Annotated in this window: 10 protein-coding genes; 8 read left to right on the top strand and 2 right to left on the bottom strand. The window is 64.0% G+C overall.

Annotated elements, in window-relative coordinates; all coding sequences use genetic code 11:
* The first annotated feature begins 8 nt into the window (after positions 1 to 8).
* From OG386_RS23690 to OG386_RS23680, 3 genes are all read left to right on the top strand, one after another.
* Positions 9 to 3,611 carry a helicase-related protein gene (locus OG386_RS23690; RefSeq protein WP_328789787.1) on the top strand — a complete coding sequence of 1,201 codons (3,603 nt, stop codon included), beginning with the start codon at positions 9 to 11 and terminating at the stop codon, positions 3,609 to 3,611.
* 138 nt (positions 3,612 to 3,749) lie between these two features.
* Positions 3,750 to 6,539, top strand: coding sequence for a DUF1156 domain-containing protein (locus OG386_RS23685; protein ID WP_328789786.1), 2,790 nt, complete (start codon positions 3,750 to 3,752; stop codon positions 6,537 to 6,539).
* A 96-nt stretch (positions 6,540 to 6,635) separates the two neighbouring features.
* Positions 6,636 to 10,082 (top strand): DUF499 domain-containing protein, encoded by a 3,447-nt coding sequence (locus tag OG386_RS23680; RefSeq protein WP_328789785.1) that lies wholly within the window; start codon positions 6,636 to 6,638, stop codon positions 10,080 to 10,082.
* Between the two features lie 136 nt (positions 10,083 to 10,218).
* On the opposite strand, the gene OG386_RS23675 is transcribed toward OG386_RS23680, so the two are convergent.
* On the bottom strand, positions 10,219 to 10,932 hold the full coding sequence (locus tag OG386_RS23675; RefSeq protein ID WP_328789784.1) for a creatininase family protein: 714 nt from the start codon (positions 10,930 to 10,932) through the stop codon (positions 10,219 to 10,221).
* 18 nt (positions 10,933 to 10,950) lie between these two features.
* Positions 10,951 to 12,009 carry a hypothetical protein gene (locus OG386_RS23670; RefSeq protein ID WP_328789783.1) on the bottom strand — a complete coding sequence of 353 codons (1,059 nt, stop codon included), beginning with the start codon at positions 12,007 to 12,009 and terminating at the stop codon, positions 10,951 to 10,953.
* Positions 12,010 to 12,359: 350 nt separating this feature from the next.
* Here OG386_RS23670 and OG386_RS23665 point away from each other — a divergent pair, with 350 nt between their 5' ends.
* The 5 genes from OG386_RS23665 to serS all read left to right on the top strand — a co-directional run bounded on the left by OG386_RS23665 (position 12,360) and on the right by serS (position 17,507).
* Positions 12,360 to 13,256, top strand: coding sequence for an aminoglycoside phosphotransferase family protein (locus tag OG386_RS23665; RefSeq protein WP_328789782.1), 897 nt, complete (start codon positions 12,360 to 12,362; stop codon positions 13,254 to 13,256).
* Between the two features lie 76 nt (positions 13,257 to 13,332).
* Positions 13,333 to 14,583 carry a methionine adenosyltransferase gene (locus OG386_RS23660; protein WP_328789781.1) on the top strand — a complete coding sequence of 417 codons (1,251 nt, stop codon included), beginning with the start codon at positions 13,333 to 13,335 and terminating at the stop codon, positions 14,581 to 14,583.
* Entirely contained in the window at positions 14,583 to 15,509 is a 927-nt protein-coding gene (locus OG386_RS23655) for an aminoglycoside phosphotransferase family protein (protein WP_328789780.1), read from the top strand. Before OG386_RS23660 ends, OG386_RS23655 begins: the two co-directional genes overlap by 1 nt.
* Complete coding sequence (locus OG386_RS23650; RefSeq protein ID WP_328789779.1) at positions 15,506 to 16,222, top strand: histidine phosphatase family protein; 717 nt, start codon at positions 15,506 to 15,508, stop codon at positions 16,220 to 16,222. Before OG386_RS23655 ends, OG386_RS23650 begins: the two co-directional genes overlap by 4 nt.
* A complete protein-coding gene (gene serS, locus OG386_RS23645) occupies positions 16,215 to 17,507 on the top strand; it encodes a serine--tRNA ligase (protein WP_328789778.1) in 1,293 nt (430 codons plus the stop codon). The genes OG386_RS23650 and serS overlap by 8 nt, the downstream gene beginning before the upstream one ends.

The following is a 17,507-nucleotide window of genomic DNA, read 5'->3' as shown; positions in this document are numbered from 1 at the left end:
GAGACAGCATGGGCATCGAAGAAGAAGGCAATAAGCCTCATCTCGGCGCCCGCCGCGTCCCCAGCGCCGGAGTGCGCCTGGAAGAGCTGACTCCAGGTGTACAAGTCAGCGGTCTCACAGCTGCAGACCCGGTGACGGTCATCCGTGCCGACTGGCGTGGCAGCAGCGCGATGGAGGTCGTTTACAGGGACGGTTCTGGCGCCTTCGGTAGTGTCTTCCTTTACCGGGACCACGAAGCGAACCTCAAGCTGCACGAGCCGACCGCCCGCATCGGCTTTGCCGGCGACCCTGCTGCCTTCCGCTTGGCCGCCGAGGCTCTGCGCCTTCGCATGGCAGGACTCTTCGACCCGATGCTTGCCGTCAGCACTTCAGATCTTGAGGCGCTGCCGCATCAGATCCGGGCCGTCTACGGCGAGCTCCTCCCCCGCACACCCCTTCGCTTCCTACTGGCAGACGACCCGGGCGCCGGCAAGACAATTATGGCGGGGCTGTACGTGAAGGAACTACTCCTCCGCGGCGACCTGGAGCGTTGCCTCATCGTCGCCCCAGGATCCCTCGTTGAGCAGTGGCAAGACGAGCTACTGGAGAAGTTCGGGCTCCGCTTCGAGCTCCTCACGCGTTCTCTGGTCGACTCCACCCCCGACAGCAGTGTGTTCGAGAATCACCCGCGGCTCATTGCCCGCATGGACCAGCTTTCCCGCTCGGACGAGCTCCTGGAGCAGCTTCGGCACACAGACTGGGACCTCGTAGTGGTGGACGAGGCCCACCGCATGTCGGCCCACTGGTTCGGCAACGAACTCAAGACAACGCGCCGCTATCAGCTAGGGCAGCTGCTCGGCAGAATCGCCCGTCACTTCCTCCTCATGACGGCCACCCCACATGCTGGCAAGGAGGACGATTTTCAGCTGTTCCTCGCCCTACTCGACAGCGACCGGTTTGAGGGCAAGTACCGCGAGGGAGTCCACACAGTCGATGCCAGCGGGCTCATGCGTCGTATGGTCAAGGAGGATCTCCTCACCTTCGAGGGCAAGCCGCTCTTTCCTGAGCGACGGGCGTACACCGTGCCGTACGAGTTGTCCCCAGCCGAGCACGAGTTGTACGAGGCCGTCACCGAGTACGTCCGCAAGGAGATGAACCGGGCTGACAGGCTGCGCGCCGCGGGGGACGGGCGCCGGGGTAACACGGTCGGCTTCGCGCTCACTGTCCTTCAGCGCCGTCTCGCTTCCAGCCCCGAGGCGATCTTGCGCTCACTCGAGCGGCGCCGGGAACGCCTGGTCCGGCGACATCGGGAGATGCTTACGGCTACAACCGGTAACCCCGAGAACGATGAGTCGCAGATCGGACGCCGCTTCAATCTCATCAATGGCGATGATGACTGGCAGGTCCGTCTCGACGACCTGAACAGCACCGAGCGAGAGACACTGGAGGAAGAGGTCCTCGACGCAGCAACCGCTGCCCGTACCGCTGCGGAACTGTCCTTGGAAATCGAGCAGCTCGGGAACTTGATCCAGCTGGCCGCCCATGTCCGGCTGTCAGGCACAGACCGCAAGTGGACCGAGCTGCGCTCACTGCTGCAGGATGACGACGAGATCTGCGACCAGTTCGGCAATCCCCGCAAGATCATTATCTTCACGGAACACCGCGACACTCTCAACTACCTCGTCGAGCGTATCCGCAGCCTCCTCGGACAGAACGAAGCAGTTCAGACGATCCACGGAGGCGTACGACGCGACGAGCGTCGCCGAGTTCAGGAGCTATTCACACAGCAACGTGATGTGCGGGTACTCGTCGCCACCGATGCCGCCGGCGAAGGCCTCAACCTGCAGCGGGCCCACCTCATGGTCAACTACGACCTGCCGTGGAACCCCAACCGTCTCGAGCAGCGGTTTGGCCGAATTCACCGCATCGGCCAGACCGAGGTCTGCCACCTGTGGAACCTCGTTGCCACGGACACCCGCGAAGGTGCCGTTTTCCATCGCCTCCTCGACAAGATCGAGCAACAGCGCCTCGCCTACCGTGGCCAGATCTTCGATGTCCTCGGTGAAGCGTTCGAGGAGCAGCCCCTGCACAGACTGCTTATGGAAGCCATCCGGTACGGCGACCAACCTGATGTGCGCGCCCGTCTGGATCAGGTCATTGATCACACTGTCGGCGAGGGCCTCGATGAGCTGCTCGCTGAGCGAGCCCTGCACAGTGATCTACTCAGCGAGTCAGAGGTAGTCGAGACGCGTCTCCGTCTAGAAGAGGCGCGTGCAAGGAGGCTACAGCCGCACTATGTCGAGGCATTCTTCCGCGCCGCGTTCAGCGCACTCGGTGGACGCCTGACAAAGCGCGAAGCCGGCCGCTTCGAAATCACCAATGTCCCAGCCGTGCTCGTGAATCGCTCCCCGCAGCATGCCCTCGCGGCCCCGGTGCTGCGCCGGTACGACCGAGTCACATTCGACCGGAACATGATCCGGATGCAGGGCCGGGCTGGGGCTGCTCTGCTTGCCCCGGGCCACCCTCTGATGGACGCGGTGGTCGACGCCACGGTCGAACGTCATGCGAGTGTCCTCAAGGCCGGAAGCGTCCTCATCGACCGCGCAGACTCGGGCCAGGAACCCCGGCTGCTTGTAGCCCTTACACAGGAGATCACCAATGGACATCCTCAGCCGAAGGTGATCAGCAAGCGGTTTGACTTCGTGGAGCTCACCTCTGACGGCCAAGCGATCCCCGCCGGCCCTGCTCCCTACCTCGACTACGACCCGCCGGCAGCTGACGAATCCGAGGTCGTGACGCAGGAAACTGCCAGGCTCGCCGCTCAGCCCTGGCTAGCGAGCGGCATCGAACAGACAGCAGTGGCCTGGGCTGCTGATCACGCGGTGCACGAGCACCTTCGCTCCGTGCGAGATCGAATCGTGCCCGAGGTGAGGCGGACCCGCGAACAGGTGCAGGAGCGACTCAGCCAGGAGATCGACTTTTGGTACGCCCGTCAGCTCGAGCTCCTTGACGCACAAGATCAGGGTCGCAAACTGAAGCTGCGCCCCGAGACGGCACGTCGGCGTGCAGGCGATCTGGAGGCACGCCTGGAGCGGCGATTGCGTGAGCTGGACCTCGATGAACGGCTTCTGCCTCGTCCGCCTCGTGTGGCTGGCGGGGCACTGGTGCTGCCGCAGGGATTGATCAACCTTTTGCTGGGGAGGACCCACGAGACGGAGGAGGCCAGCGAGACCGTACGCGATACCGCTGCTGTGGAGCGTCGGGCCGTCTCAGCGGTGATCCAGGCCGAGCGCGGCCTTGGCCGCAGCCCGGAAGAGATGCCGCCGAACAACAAGGGCTTCGACCTGCGCTCGTGGACAGCAGACAGAGCGGACCTCCTTCACCTTGAGGTCAAGGGCCGTGTTGCAGGCTCCGCGGACTTCACAGTCACCCGCAACGAAGTGCTGCACGCCAAGAACGTAGGTGATCGCTACCGTCTGGCACTCGTGTCCGTCTCTCCCCATGGGCCGGAGCAAGACGAGGTCCGGTATCTGACTAGCCCCTTCAGCGGCACAAGTACAGATGACTTCAACGTGACCAAGTTCGTCTTCCACTGGAAACGCATGTGGGATCAGGGTGACCCACCTCACTGAGGGGCCCGTCAGATGCCAGCAGGACTGCATGATCCAGTGACTCTCGTCCACAGTTCGGGCCATACTGGACGACTGGGCTGACGTTCTGCCGAACGGAAATCCCTGCGTCCCCCCGGCCTGGAGAGAAGAGCGTCCCTGATGACGACTGTGCCCAAGCGGAAGCTAATCGAAGTTGCGCTGCCGCTGGAAGCCATCAACCGCGAATCCGCGCGTGAAAAGTCCATCCGGCACGGCCACCCGTCCACTCTCCACCTCTGGTGGGCCCGTCGCCCCCTGGCCGCATGTCGTGCCGTTCTCTTCGCCCAGCTCGTCGACGATCCGTCTTCCCACCCGGACAAATTTCCGACTGAGGCGGCAGTCAACGCTGAGCGACAGCGACTCTTCCAGCTGATCGAACGCCTTGTGGTCTGGGAAAACACGACCGACGATGCACTCCTGCGCGAGGCGCATGAGGAGATTCTGAAGTCTACGGATGGGAACCCTCCGCCGATCCTCGATCCATTCGCAGGTGGAGGCTCCATCCCGCTCGAGGCGCAGCGGCTTGGTCTGGAGGCACACGCGTCGGACCTGAACCCTGTGCCGATTTTGATCAACAAGGCGTTGATCGAGATTCCATCGATGTGGGCCGGCCAGCCCCCGGTGTTTCCCGGAGCAGCTGAAGAGCATGTAGCTGACACATGGCCCAAGGCTTCTGGTCTAGCTGAGGACGTCCGACGCTACGGGAAGTGGATGCGCGACGAGGCCGAAAAGCGGATTGGCCACCTATACCCGAAGGCAAAGCTCGAAGACGGCAGCAAAGCCAACGTTATCGCTTGGATTTGGGCTAGGACCGTTCGCTGCCCGAACCCCGCCTGTGGAATTCAGATGCCACTGGTCAAGTCTTGGTGGCTGGGAAAGAAGAAGGGTAAAGAGGCTTTTATCGTCCCAAGGGTCGAGTCCGACCGCGTAACCTTTGAAATCGGACATGACGTCAAACAAGCCCCGAAGAGGGGAGACGACGGGACGGTGCAGCGCACAGGGGCTGTGTGCGTGGGATGCGGTGATGCCGTGCCACTGGCTTACGTACGCGAGCAGGGTAAAACTGGCCGTATGGGTCAGCAGCTAATGGCCACCGTGGCAGAGGGGAAGCGCCGCCGCATCTACCTCGCCCCCACCGAAGAGCATGAGCAGGCAGCACTGGTTGCCCGCCCCGATGACATCCCTGAGACAGAGCTCCCAGAAGCCGCCTTGGGATTTCGAGTTCAAGGCTACGGGATGAGGCACCACGCCGACCTCTTCACGCATAGGCAGCTCGTGGCACTTTCAACATTCAGCGGCTTGGTTCATGAAGCCCGCACTCACGTCTTCAAGGATGCAATTGCCGCCGGCATCCCTTCTGGGGATGGCCTGGAATCCGGTGGCATCGGAGCAGAAGCATATGCCGACGCAGTAGCTACCTATCTTGCCTTCGCGGTAAGTCGCACCTCCGATTACTCCTCAACCATCACCACCTGGGCAAGCAACCCACAGATGGAAATCCTTCGAGGAGCATTTTCTCGGCAGGCAATCCAAATGACCTGGGACTTCGCCGAGGGAAATGTTTTCGGCCCTTCATCGGGGACGCTAGAAATCATGATTCCTGCAGTCTGCAAGCCGCTCGAACGGCTTCCGGCAAAGGGAGTCGCGTCCGTAACCCAGCGTGACGCTTCCACACGCGAGTTTTCTAAGGTCCTCGTGTCAACCGACCCCCCCTACTACGACAACGTCGGATACGCGGATCTTTCCGATTTCTTCTATGTGTGGCTCCGCTCAATGCTCGGCAAGACGATGCCCGCAGCCCTCGGAACAATGCTGACTCCGAAGCGCGAGGAACTGGTTGCAGACCCGTTCCGGCACAACGGCAAGGCTGAAGCCGAAAAATTCTTTGAATCTGGTTTTGAGCGAATCTTCTCCAACATCCGAAATGACGCCTATCCGGATGCACCCATTTCGGTTTTCTATGCCTTTAAGCAATCTGAAACCGACGACCTGGGTGAAGCTTCTACAGGCTGGGAGACTCTGCTCGCCGGTCTTCTAAGGTCAGGGTGGGCTGTGACCGGAACGTGGCCCATGCGCACGGAACGGACTGGTAGGACACGTCACAACGCGAGCAACGCACTCGCCTCTTCGATTGTTCTCGCATGCCGCCCACGCCCAGAAACTGCGGAATCAATCAGTCGCCGAACTTTCCTTGCCGCCCTCAAGGATGAGATGCCGGTAAAGCTGAATGAACTGCAACAGGGCGCAATCGCCCCGGTCGACCTCGCCCAAGCTGCTATTGGCCCCGGAATGGCGGTCTTCTCTCGCCATAAGCAAGTCCTAGAGGCTGACGGTAAGCCGATGACCGTTCGGACTGCACTGATTTTGATCAACCAGATTCTCGACGAGGTCCTATCCGAACAAGAAGGCGACTTCGACGCTGATACTCGATTCTGCGTGCAATGGTTCAAGCACTTCGGATGGAGCGAAGGAGAATTCGGAGATGCCGACAACATGGCGCGCGGGCGTAACACGTCTGTAGAACGCGTGCAACGAGGAGGCGCGTTTCGCGCTGTAGCCGGCAAGGCTCGCCTCATTCCTTTCTCCGACCTGCCTTCTGATTGGCACCCCGAGACCGACGACCGCATTAGCCTGTGGGAAGTCGTCCTCTACCTCGCCAAGGCTCTCGACGAGGAGGGAGGCGAGGCGGCTGCACGCCTCATGGCTGCGGCTCGCACTCGCGTAGATATGGACGCGGCACAAGAACTCGCGTATCTACTCTTCTCTATCTGCGAGAAGCGAAGCCTCACTCAGGACGCAATCTTGTTCAACGGCCTCGGCCAGTCCTGGTCTGACTTGACAACGACTGCTCGAAAGCAGGCCATCGCGACGCAAAAGCCAGTTCAAGAGGGTTTCACCTTTGACGAGTAGCGATCAATAGTCAGCTGACTAGTCGCCGACCTGCCCGGCGATAAGTGCGACAGAGATAAATGAAGTAGCTACGAGAGTACGGGGACAAGGAAAGCGATGGCGACGAGCAACCGCGAGCGGGTCGGCAACGGTTTTGAATTGTTGGCAGAGGGCCTAGAGCCCTTCGTTGACAAAATCATGACTGCTTCTACACCGCATGGGGGCGACTGGATTAAAGCCCTCGAAGCCCGCGATGTCCAAGAGCTTGGATCGAACCGGGTCTACTCTAAGTCGGATGCGGCTGTACTGCTCATGGCAATCACCGAAGGGTGGCAAGCCGGATTCAGCGATAAGCTGTCCCGCGCGGAGCAGTCGATTGCCTCTCTTCTCCTGGACCACCACAATAGGTGGGCTCAGAACGAGCGATACAGCCCTGAGGATGCATCCCATGTGCTGGACCTGATCGAGCGTCTTCTGACGGCCGTTGGGGACCCCCAGCTGGCCACATCTGCGCGCAAGGAGAAGCAGAACCTCCTGCGAGTGATGTACGACTCGGAGACTCGCGAGGCAGTTAAGGAGTCCGTCCGCGCAGCGGTGGGCGTTCCCGGCCTGATCGGCAGGGGACAGACCATCAAGCCCTGGCGCGAGATCATCCGACCGCATCGTGATGTGGCAGCAGGCCGATACGCCTCCGCGGAGTTCGCAGCCGACCTTGACGGAGTATCCCGCAACGAGGGCGGTGAGGAATACGTGCACCCTGTCCGCTTCTTCGAGCGGACGTACCTCACTGCCGGCCTTCAGAACCTGCTCACACTCGCAGCCCGACGGTTGGCCGGCGACACAACCGCCGATCCCGTTATCAACCTCCAGACCAACTTCGGTGGGGGCAAGACCCACTCGATGCTGGCCCTGTACCACTTGGCATCACGCACACCTCTGGCCGATTTCCCCCAGGATTTGCACGACCTCATCGCAGGGACTGACGTCGACTGGGACGCCGTCGACGAGATCAAGCGCGTCACACTCGTCGGGAACCGGCTCAGTGCTGCGGAGGGCGAGGTGAAGAACGATGGGACCCACGTCAACACCATGTGGGGTGAGCTCGCCTGGCAGCTTGGTGGCCGGGCAGCGTACGACAAGATCGCAGAAAGTGACGAGGCTGGCAAAAGCCCTGGGCGGGCGCTCCAGCATCTGATCGCCGAGCACAGTCCCTGTCTCATCCTCATTGATGAGTGGGTTGCCTACGCGCGTGAGCTCTACGGTAGCGACAACCTCGTCGCCGGCACCTTCGACAGTCAGTTCACATTTGCCCAGACCCTCACCGAAGCGGTCAAGGCGGTGCCGGGCGCCCTGCTTGTCGTATCCATCCCCGCATCTGACAAGGCCGACGGCAGCGACGCAGAGTCCACCGGCGCCAGTGACCTCGAGATTGGTGGCCTGCACGGAAAGGCGGCGCTCAAGCGTCTGCAGAACATCGTCCGACGTGTCGCATACCCGTGGCAAGCAGCAACACCTCAAGAGTCCTTCGAAATCGTTCGCCGACGACTCTTCGAGGAGACCGACGCCGAGGGAAAGGCTGAAATCGGTGCGGTAGCACGTCAGTTCGTCGAGTTCTATCGATCCAAGCACGGTGAATTCCCGCGTGAGTGCTCCGAAGGTGCTTACGAGGACCGGATCAAGGCGGCTTACCCGATACACCCTGAGCTCTTCGACCGCCTTTACAAGGACTGGTCAACGCTGGAGCGGTTCCAGCGCACCCGTGGCGTGCTGCGCATGATGAGCACCATCGTCCATGCGCTCTGGGAAGCGAATGACCCGAGCCCGCTCATCATGCCTGGCTCGATCCCATTGCAGGACCCTAAGGTCGTCAGTGAACTCAACCAGTACCTCGATGACGAGTGGAAGGTCATCATCTCCACAGACGTGGATGGCGAAGGCTCCATCCCGGTCCGCATTGATGACGAACGCACCACGTTCGGCCAGCGGCGTCTCACGCGCCGACTCGCTCGTACTGTGTTCTTCGGATCTGCGCCCACCCTCAACAGCGACCACAAGGGCATCGACCGCCAATACGTCTGGCTGGGTGTGGCCATTCCCGGAGACACCATCGGAAACTTCGGTTCCGCTCTGGATCTCCTTGGTCAGCGCACTACCTTCTTCTACCCGGAGAGCGGCCGCTACTACTACAGCACCCAGGCATCCATTGCTCGGTACGTCCAAGACCGTGCCGAGGCACTTCGGGAGCGCCCTGAGGAAGTGTGGGCGGAGATCGCGGAACGGCTGCGCCGGAACCCGCTGAAATCGACAGGCCATTTCGCACGAGTACATCCCGCACCCGAAGGCACCGATGGTGTACCCGACTTTGAAGAGGCCCGTCTGGTTCTGCTCCACCCCAAGTTCGTCCACATCAAGTCTCAGAAGGACACCAAGGCTCTCGAATTCGTAGCCAAGTGCCTCAAGCAGCGCGGTTCCGCCCAGCGCATCAACGTGAACCAGCTGGCTTTTCTCGCCCCTGATGAGCGTCGACTTCTGGAGCTCGAGGACGCTGTCCGCGACTACTTGGCGTGGAAGGACGCGTACGCCGGCCGAGGCGAGGCGGGGCTCAACCTCACTGCCCAGCAGGCAAGCCTCGCCGAGAGTCGTTGTGTGCAGGCCGACGAGACCGTGAACCTGAGAATTTCAGGAACGTACACCTGGCTGATCGTGCCCGAGCAGTTGCGCGGCGACCGCGAGTACGTGCTCAGGCCATTCCGTTGCGAAGGAAGCGAGGACCGGCTTGCCGTAAGGGCCTCAAGGGTGCTGACCAGTGAAGGGGTCCTCGCCACTGAGTTCGGTACCCGCAACCTTCGCCGGGACTTGGACACTCACCTGAGCTCAGTCTGGGACACCGGACACGTCTCCCTTGGTGCCCTCTGGGGGTTCTACCGCAAGCATCCCTATCTGATGCGGCTCAGGGACCGGTCCGTCTTGGAACAAGCTGTGCTCTCTGTGCTGTCCGAAGGCATCACGTGGGAGGCAGAGGGTTTCGCCCTCGCAGAGGGCTATGACGACGCCACCGGGACCTACACCGGGCTCTCCCTGCCCATGCAGGACTCCTTCGGCCACCCGACCGATGCAACGCTCCTCGTCCAACCGGAGCGTGCGAACGAGCAGCGCCAGAGGGAACAGGAAGAGGCAGCAAAGGCAGCAGCCGCGCGCAGAGATGCCGCTGCTAGTGCTGCCGCAGCCCAATTCCAAGTTGACCAGACCGCGGATGTCGATGCTGACGTGCCTGCGGCCCAGCCCCTCGATGACAGCGCCCCAAGCGCACCTGAGGCCGAGCTGATCCGTAACGTCAGGTTCTTCGGCTCGTACCCCGTGGACGCCGAGCGCAGCGGTCGTGACTTCGCCAGGTTTGTCGAAGAGATCCTTCCGCACCTCCGGTCCGTAGCAGGAGCCGAGGTCAAGATCCGGCTGGAGATCGAGGCTCACTGTGAGAACGGGTACCCCGACGAGAAGGTCCGCACCGTCAGTGAAAACGCCCGGACTCTGAAGTTCGAGCAGTACGGCTTCGAGGACGAGTAGTCGGTTGGGGTGCGGGGCACCCGGCTTCGCACCCCAACCATCGTCATGGCGACCCAGCCGTCACGCAGTGATGAAGGTCCTCGGTCGCAATGCGCTCTGACCAGACGCCGTGGACGCAACAACGTCCGCAAGGTTCTTACCTCTGCTCGCCAAGAGCGTCGAGGTGAGCGGCAAAACTCGCCGTCAGGCTTTCCAGTACGGCCTTCCCCTTCCCCTCGGTGGCGTAGGACGGATAGCCGATCACTCCGGAATCCGTGTACGCGCTCATCCCCTGCGCGAGGAGGAAGGTGCGGGAGCCGCCATCGTGGTCCGCGTCGGTGTAGCCCTCCCGCACCAGCTCTGGGGCGGCGTGCAGGAGGATGGAGGTCTCGATCTCGCCGGCGTGCATGTCGCCGTGCCGGTCCGAGGTCAGTCCTCCGTAGTCCCGCGCGCGGTCCCAGTCCGATCCGAGCGGGAAGAGGGACACAGCGGGGCCGTCGACGTTGGCCTCCTGAGCGATATTCGACAGGACGTAGTTCCCCCCGTGCCCGTTCACGATCACCAGCTTGGTTATGCCAGATCGTGCGAGGGAGGCCCGGATGTCGTCGACCACGGCGAACAGAGTCTTGGCGCTGATGCTGACGGTGCCTGGGAACGATGCGTGCTCGTGACTGCACGACATGGTGATCGGGGGAAGCAGGTGCACGGGGTAGGCGTTGGCGATCTCCTGACTGATGATGCACGCGATAGCCGTGTCCGTGATGAGCGGTAGGTAGCGGCCGTGCTGCTCGAAGGATCCGATTGGGAGAACGGCGACACGAGGCTGCTGCTCTTGGACGTCTGTGCTCGTGGCGGTCGGCAGCAGGTTCACAGCACTCCCTCAAGTCGGCTAGGGAGCGACCCTCTTCATGGTGTCCAGCTCCCTGTTCAATTCTGAAACTTCCACCAGCTTGTGCCAACGCGCAAGACGGGTCTGAAGTCGGTACAGCTCGTTGAGGATGCGTGCCGAGCCTGTTCGTTGGGCGATCCCGAGGGCTTGCTCAGCAGCCTGGTGGGCGCCTTCAACGTCCTCGAGGATGGCGTTCGCCGTAGCGAGCCTGGCGAGGCATAAGCCGCGGTCACGCTCCTGCACCGCCGGCCAGTGGCTCAGGCTCTCCCGGTAGGTCTCCACTGCTTGGGTGGGCCGCTCCAGGCGCACGTTGCAGTTCGCACCCTCCATCTCGATGTACGCCACCGAGCAGTACCCAGCCATGGGGTCTGCGTCATCGCCTCTGTCGGCAGCGACAAGGGCCTGGTCGATGGCGCGAGCGGTCTCGGCATGCTCTCCGAGGCTGGCCTTGCTGTTCGCGAGTTGGCGCAGCACGACGGCGTGGACCCGGGGTGAGAGTTCAGCGGCGTACCGGAGGGCGGCGCCGGCGAGCCCCGCACCGTGGCCTGCGTGTCCTGCCTCGGTGGCGATGTTGCTGCGGCGCTGGAACAGGTACGCGATCAGCATCGGGTCACCCAGCTCTTGGGCGTACTCCATCGCCAGGCCGGTCCACCGCATGGCCTCGTCCGCGCGGCCTGTGTCCTGATGCAGCCAGCCCAGGAACTCTGTGTATCTCGCGCCGATGCGCAGCACGTCTTCGCGTAAGGGGCCGTACACATCTCGGCACATCTGCTCGATGAGGGGCATCTGGCTCTGGACAGGGGCCATCAGGAATTGCGGGCCGACAAGCGGCTCGGCCTGCGCGTGTTGGTCGAGGAGGGACGTCAGGTACCGCAACATCTCGGGGCTGACAGGCACGGGGAACTTGGTCCGCAGGAAGGAACCGGTCGGGTGCGGTGTCTGGCCGCCCAAGAGCAACTCGGACTCCGGGAAGCCGAGCTCCCGGTCCGTTGCCTGGTACGCCTCACGGAAGAGCTGCTGGTGATCCGCGCTCACCGGGCGCCGGCCGTTCTCGTACATGGAGATGAGCGTCTTCCAGCTGGCCGCTGAGGGCGATTCGACGCCGAGGCGCTCAGCGGCGCCGACCAAGGCGTCAATGAGGTCGCCCTGTCTCCATCCGCGGCTCTGCCTTACCTCTTGGAGCCTGCTCCTGGACTTCATCGCTCCCCCGAAACACCTCGCGGTCCGCCCCTTCTCATCATGCGGCCAAAGGGGCCTCTGGCGTGGGGAGTTAACAGTTAACGGAGCCCCTTGTTAACCCTGTCCACTGCCGAACTGGGGGGAGTCGGGCTTACTTGGCGCAAGCACGGCGGCGGGGCCACCTCGCCTCCGTCTGTACCACTCAAGCGGACACGGAAGGCGGAGGTGAGATGGGGTTCAACGTTGAGGCGACAGAGCTAGAGACCGAACACCGTCTCGGTCCGTTCGGGTTGGCGACCGTCAAGCCGTACTCCAGGACGCGGCGGTCGGTGGACGGCAGTGCGCTGATGAAGGTCTACCTCGGCATAGACCCGGAGGGTCGGCGCCTGCGTGAGGTCGAGACGGTCGGGCTCGCTGCGATTCGAGGCTTCTCGGTACCAGCCGTCCTGGCCACAGGCCAGGACAGTTCCGGTTCCTGGACCGTGTTCCGGATGCTGCCCGGGACTCCTTGCTCGATCGGCACGGACAGGGCGATCGAGGAGTACCTCGGCCACGTTCTTGATGTGGCTGGCCGGCTGCATCAGCCCGCTGCTGGTCTCCCGCCCGGATCTGGCTGGACGGCGGGTCCAGGCGACCCTGCGACGCAGCACTACTTCCTCCTGGCCCAGCTCTCCGGGCGCTGCAGGACCAAGCCCTGGTGGGCGGCGATGGAGAGGGCCCTCCGGCCGCTCGAATCGCATCCAGTCGTCCACCTCCACGGAGATCTCAAACCCGAGCACCTGCTGGTCGATGGTGGGGGCCTGCATGTCGTGGACTGGGAGGCCAGCGGACGCGGTCCGGCTGTCGTGGACTACGCGGACGTGGTGTTTCACCTCGTCCGCGATCTGATCTACGAGGACGCGTTGCCTGGCCGCATCCCAGTCGATCGCATGTCAGAGCTGCCGCTGGAGGGTCCAGTGCTGGCCTGGCGCCTGCTTCTCTGGCTCGATCGGCGGCGGCCATCGGACCTCGACTTGATCTTCACGCACGACGTCGACCGGCTCACTACCGAAGAGCATCCCGCAGCCGCATGCACGGAGCTTGCTCGGGTTGTCTCGTTCCTTCGTGCCGCTGGCGTTCCCCGCTGAACCTCCGCTCTCTCGCTCGACCAGGCGCTCTGACGCCTGCGCTCACCCCTTCTCCGATCCTGATTGGGAGTTCGTGATGCCTCGTACGAGCACGACCATCGGAAACAGCCACCTCGTCATCGAGACTGGCAGGGCCACGCCGGACGCGACGACCATCGTGGAGCGCAAAGGCCTCGGCCACCCGGACACCCTGGCAGACCACCTCGCCGAGCGGCTGTCCCGCGCTTACAGCCACTACACCGTCCAGCACTTCGGTGCCGTCCTGCACCACAACTTCGACAAGCTCGCCCTCCTCGGTGGGGCCAGCGAGGTCCGCTACGGCGCCGGCGGGATGACGTCCCCCGTCCGCGTCCTGGTCAACGGGCGGGCCGCGCCCATGTGTGGCGGGGAGCGGATCCCCGTCAAGGAGATCATCGAGGCTGAGGTGAGGGCATTCTTCGGCGAGCGGCTCCCCGAGGTGTTGAACCACATCGACATCACGTTCAACATCACCAGCAACTCCAGCCCAGGCGCCGTTCTCACCGGCGACGGAGTGCCGGACCGCACCCGCTGGTTCAACCCGCGCTCCATCGACGACCTCCGCGAGCGGAGGGTGCGGCTGTCCAATGACACGTCCCTCGGGACGGGCTGGGCGCCGGAGAACCCGTTCGAGTCGTTCGTCCGCGAGTTGGTGGACCACTTCTCCGGCGAGAGTGACTTCACCCTCGCCCACGCCTGGTGCGGCTCCGACGTCAAGCTCATGGGCTACTGGGACGGAGAGCGGGCGGACGTCGTGCTGTGCGTCCCCCAGAAGTCGCGCCATGTCGCCAGCCGGGCGGAGTACGTCCGCAACGCGGAGAGCGTTCTGGCCGAGTGCCAGCGGCTCGCCGCCCTCCGGATGTCCGGGGCGGAGACCCGCTTCCGGCTGAACGCCCGGGACGTGCCGGAGAAGGACGAGCTGTACCTGACGTACACCGGCAGCTCCATCGAGTCCGGTGACGAGGGCGTCGTCGGCCGAGGCAACCGCGTGAACGGTCTCATCACGCCGCTGCGGCCGATGAACCTGGAGGGGGCGAATGGCAAGAACCCCGTCTACCACGTCGGCAAGCTCTACAACATCGCCGCGCAGCGGCTGGCCTCCCGGCTCCACGAGGCGACCGCGGGCCACGCGGAGGTGCACCTCGTGAGCACCACCGGGCAGCGGCTCGATGAGCCCTGGCGCATCCTCGTCCGCCTTTCCGCTCCCGACGCCGAGGTCGACAAGGTGCAGGCCCTGGTCGCGGAGATCCTCACCGAGTTCCCGGCCCTGACGGACGAGCTCGTCTCCGACGGGATCGTGCTGAGCTGATGCTGAAGCGGACGCTCGGAGAGATCCCCGCAGGCTGCCGGCGGCGCTTGCTCGCGCACTACGGCAACGGAGTCGAGGGATGGATCGAAGCAGCCCCGGGCCTGCTAGCGGGGGCTGCGGAACGCTGGGAGCTCTCCCTCAGGGACTACTTCGACGCTGGACACGCCTCGGTGATCGCCACGGCGACCGACCTCGACGGGCGTCCGCTGCTCCTCAAAGCCTGGGTCGACCCCGACCGGTACCGCCACGAGGTGGACGCTCTGCGCCTGTGGGCCGGTGGACCCACGGCAGACGTCCTGGAGGCTGCGGACGATCTGGCTGTGGCCGCCCTCGAACTCGTTGGGGGGCGGCCAGGGGGAGCGGATCGGCCGGCGCGGGAGACGCCGATGGTCGCCGCGGCCCTTCAGGGACTCCACACCCTCGGGCGGCGCAGAAACCGACCGAACGACTTCCCCCGGCTCGCCACCTACCTCGACGGGGAAGTCCTCCCCCGGATCCGGCGACGGGAGCACGCGCTCGACACCGGCTCCTGGCGCCCTCTCGTTGACGCCACCCTCCCGGAACTCACCGACCTTGAGGAAGACCCGAGCCGGGTGACGGTCCTGCACGCGGACCTGTACCGGGAGAACGTGCCCTTCGACTGGCTGGCGCACCCGCGCCTGATCGACCCGCTCCCCATGGTGGGTGACCCGGCGTTCGACTGGGCGTTCTGGACCATCTACTACGACCTTGCCCGCGAGACCGGGGAGCGGCTGACCACTGCCTCACGCATCTCCCGGATCCCCATCCCCGTACTCGCGCCCTGGTGCCGCTTGCTCGCCCTCGACGGTCTCCTCTTCTACCTGGAGACCGACGACCCGAGAGCACCGCAGATGGCGGGAGTGCTCTCCGACCTCTCGGCATCGACTTCACGGAGCGGAACGTGACCACCTACATCGTTCGCCACGGTCAGACGAACTACAGCAAGCGGTACCTCGTCAATGGCGACCCGACCAAGCACATCCACCTCAATGAGGAAGGCCGGCAGTCACTGAGCCGTGCCTGGACCATCCTCCCCTTACACTCCGTGTCCACGTGGCTGACCAGCGAATTCCCGCGAGCCAAGCAGACGACTTCTCTTCTGATGGGCGTTCCCGCGGCCACGTTGGTTGTCGATGGCCAGCTGAACGAACTCGACTACGGGGAATTCGAGGGCAGCCCGTTCCTCGAATACGCGGTCTGGCTCGACACTCACGGTGCGGGGCAGCGTCCACCTGGTGCCGCAGAATCCCAGCGCGAGGGCATCCGGAGGATGCTCTCCGGGGTCCTCGCCGCCTTGGAGCACCCCGGTCCCCGTGTACTCGTCGGCCACGGTCTGCTCGTCTCCGTACTGCTCTGGCACTGGGACCGCTCGCCAGACGACCCCATGCCGCTGTTCTTCCCGGAGGCCCCGTACGTCGAGCCGGTCGCCATACCCGATGACGAGCTCCCCATCCTCATCACAGCACTGCTGGACGATCTTGATACGAGCGTTCACCACGAATCAGCCACCGATGGTGACTCGACGATATTGCGGATCAGCGAGGGGTCGGCGGTTGCTACCGTCGATGCGGTATCCCCATCCCACTCGCTGGATAAAAAGGATCTTCCTCATGCATGACGCCCGCGCCCTGATTGAAATGGGTGCCGAAGCAGTTCGTCGGCTCGCTCGTCGCGGTTACTCCCTGGACCTGTCCCGGCTGGAAGACCTCCAGTCCCGGCGCAACCAGAGCATCCGCTCAGCCGACGAGCTGCGGGCGGAGGCCAAGCGGGTGGCGAGCGATGTCCAGCAGACGGCCAAGCAGGGCGGCGACATCTCCAAGCTGAAGGAGCGCGCCCGCGAGCTGAAGGACCAGATCCGGGACATCGACGCCGAGCAGGAGCAGGTACAGGAGGAGCTGACCGAGCTGCTCCTGACCATCCCGAACCTGCCGGACGACGCGGCCCCGGACGGCGACTCCGACGAGTTCGCGGTCGAGGTCCGGCGCGTCGGCACCCCGCCGGCCTTCTCCTTCGAGCCGAAGGACCACGTCGACCTCGGCGAGAGCACCGGCATGCTCGACTTCGCGCGGGCGACGAAGCTGTCGGGCCCCCGGTTCGTCGTCTCCCGCGGGGCGGGCGCGGCCCTTGAGCGCGCCCTGGCGACGCTCTTCCTCGACATCCACACCCGCCGGCACGGGTACGTCGAGCACGCGGTCCCGTACCTGGTCAGCCGCAAGACGATGACCGGCACCGGACAGCTGCCGAAGTTCGAGGAGGACCTGTTCAAGACCGGCGTAGCCGACCGTGAACTCTTCCTCATCCCGACGGCCGAGGTACCGCTGACCAACCTCTACGCCGACGAGATCATCCCGCCAGCCGACCTGCCGCTGGCCCTCACCGCCCACACGCCGTGCTTCCGCTCCGAGGCGGGCTCGTACGGTCGTGACACCCGCGGCCTGATCCGCCAGCACCAGTTCGCCAAGGTCGAGATCGTCCAGATGGTCGACCCCGCGGACGCGGACGCCACGCTGGAGACGATGGTCGGCCACGCCGAGGCGTGCCTGAAGGAGCTCGGCCTCGCCTACCGCGTCGTCAAGCTGGCCGCAGGCGACACCGGCTTCTCCGCCCAGCTCACCTACGACATCGAGGTCTGGATCCCGAGCCAGAACACGTACCGCGAGATCTCCTCGATCTCGAACTTCGGCACCTTCCAAGCCCGCCGCGCGAACATCCGCACCCGAGGCGAGGACGGCAAGCCCAAGCTCGTCGCCACCCTCAACGGCTCCGGCCTGCCCATCGGCCGCACCCTGGCCGCGCTCCTCGAACAGTGCCAGCAGCAGGACGGCTCCCTCGTCCTTCCCGAATCCCTTTTCCCGTATCTCGGCTTCCGCCGTATCTCGGCGGACGGAACACCGGAGGCATAA

Source organism: Streptomyces sp. NBC_00273 (genome assembly GCF_036178145.1).
Taxonomy (GTDB): Bacteria; Actinomycetota; Actinomycetes; order Streptomycetales; family Streptomycetaceae; genus Streptomyces.
The sequence above is the reverse complement of the archived record's forward strand: the minus strand, read 5'-3'. Positions and strand labels throughout refer to the sequence as shown.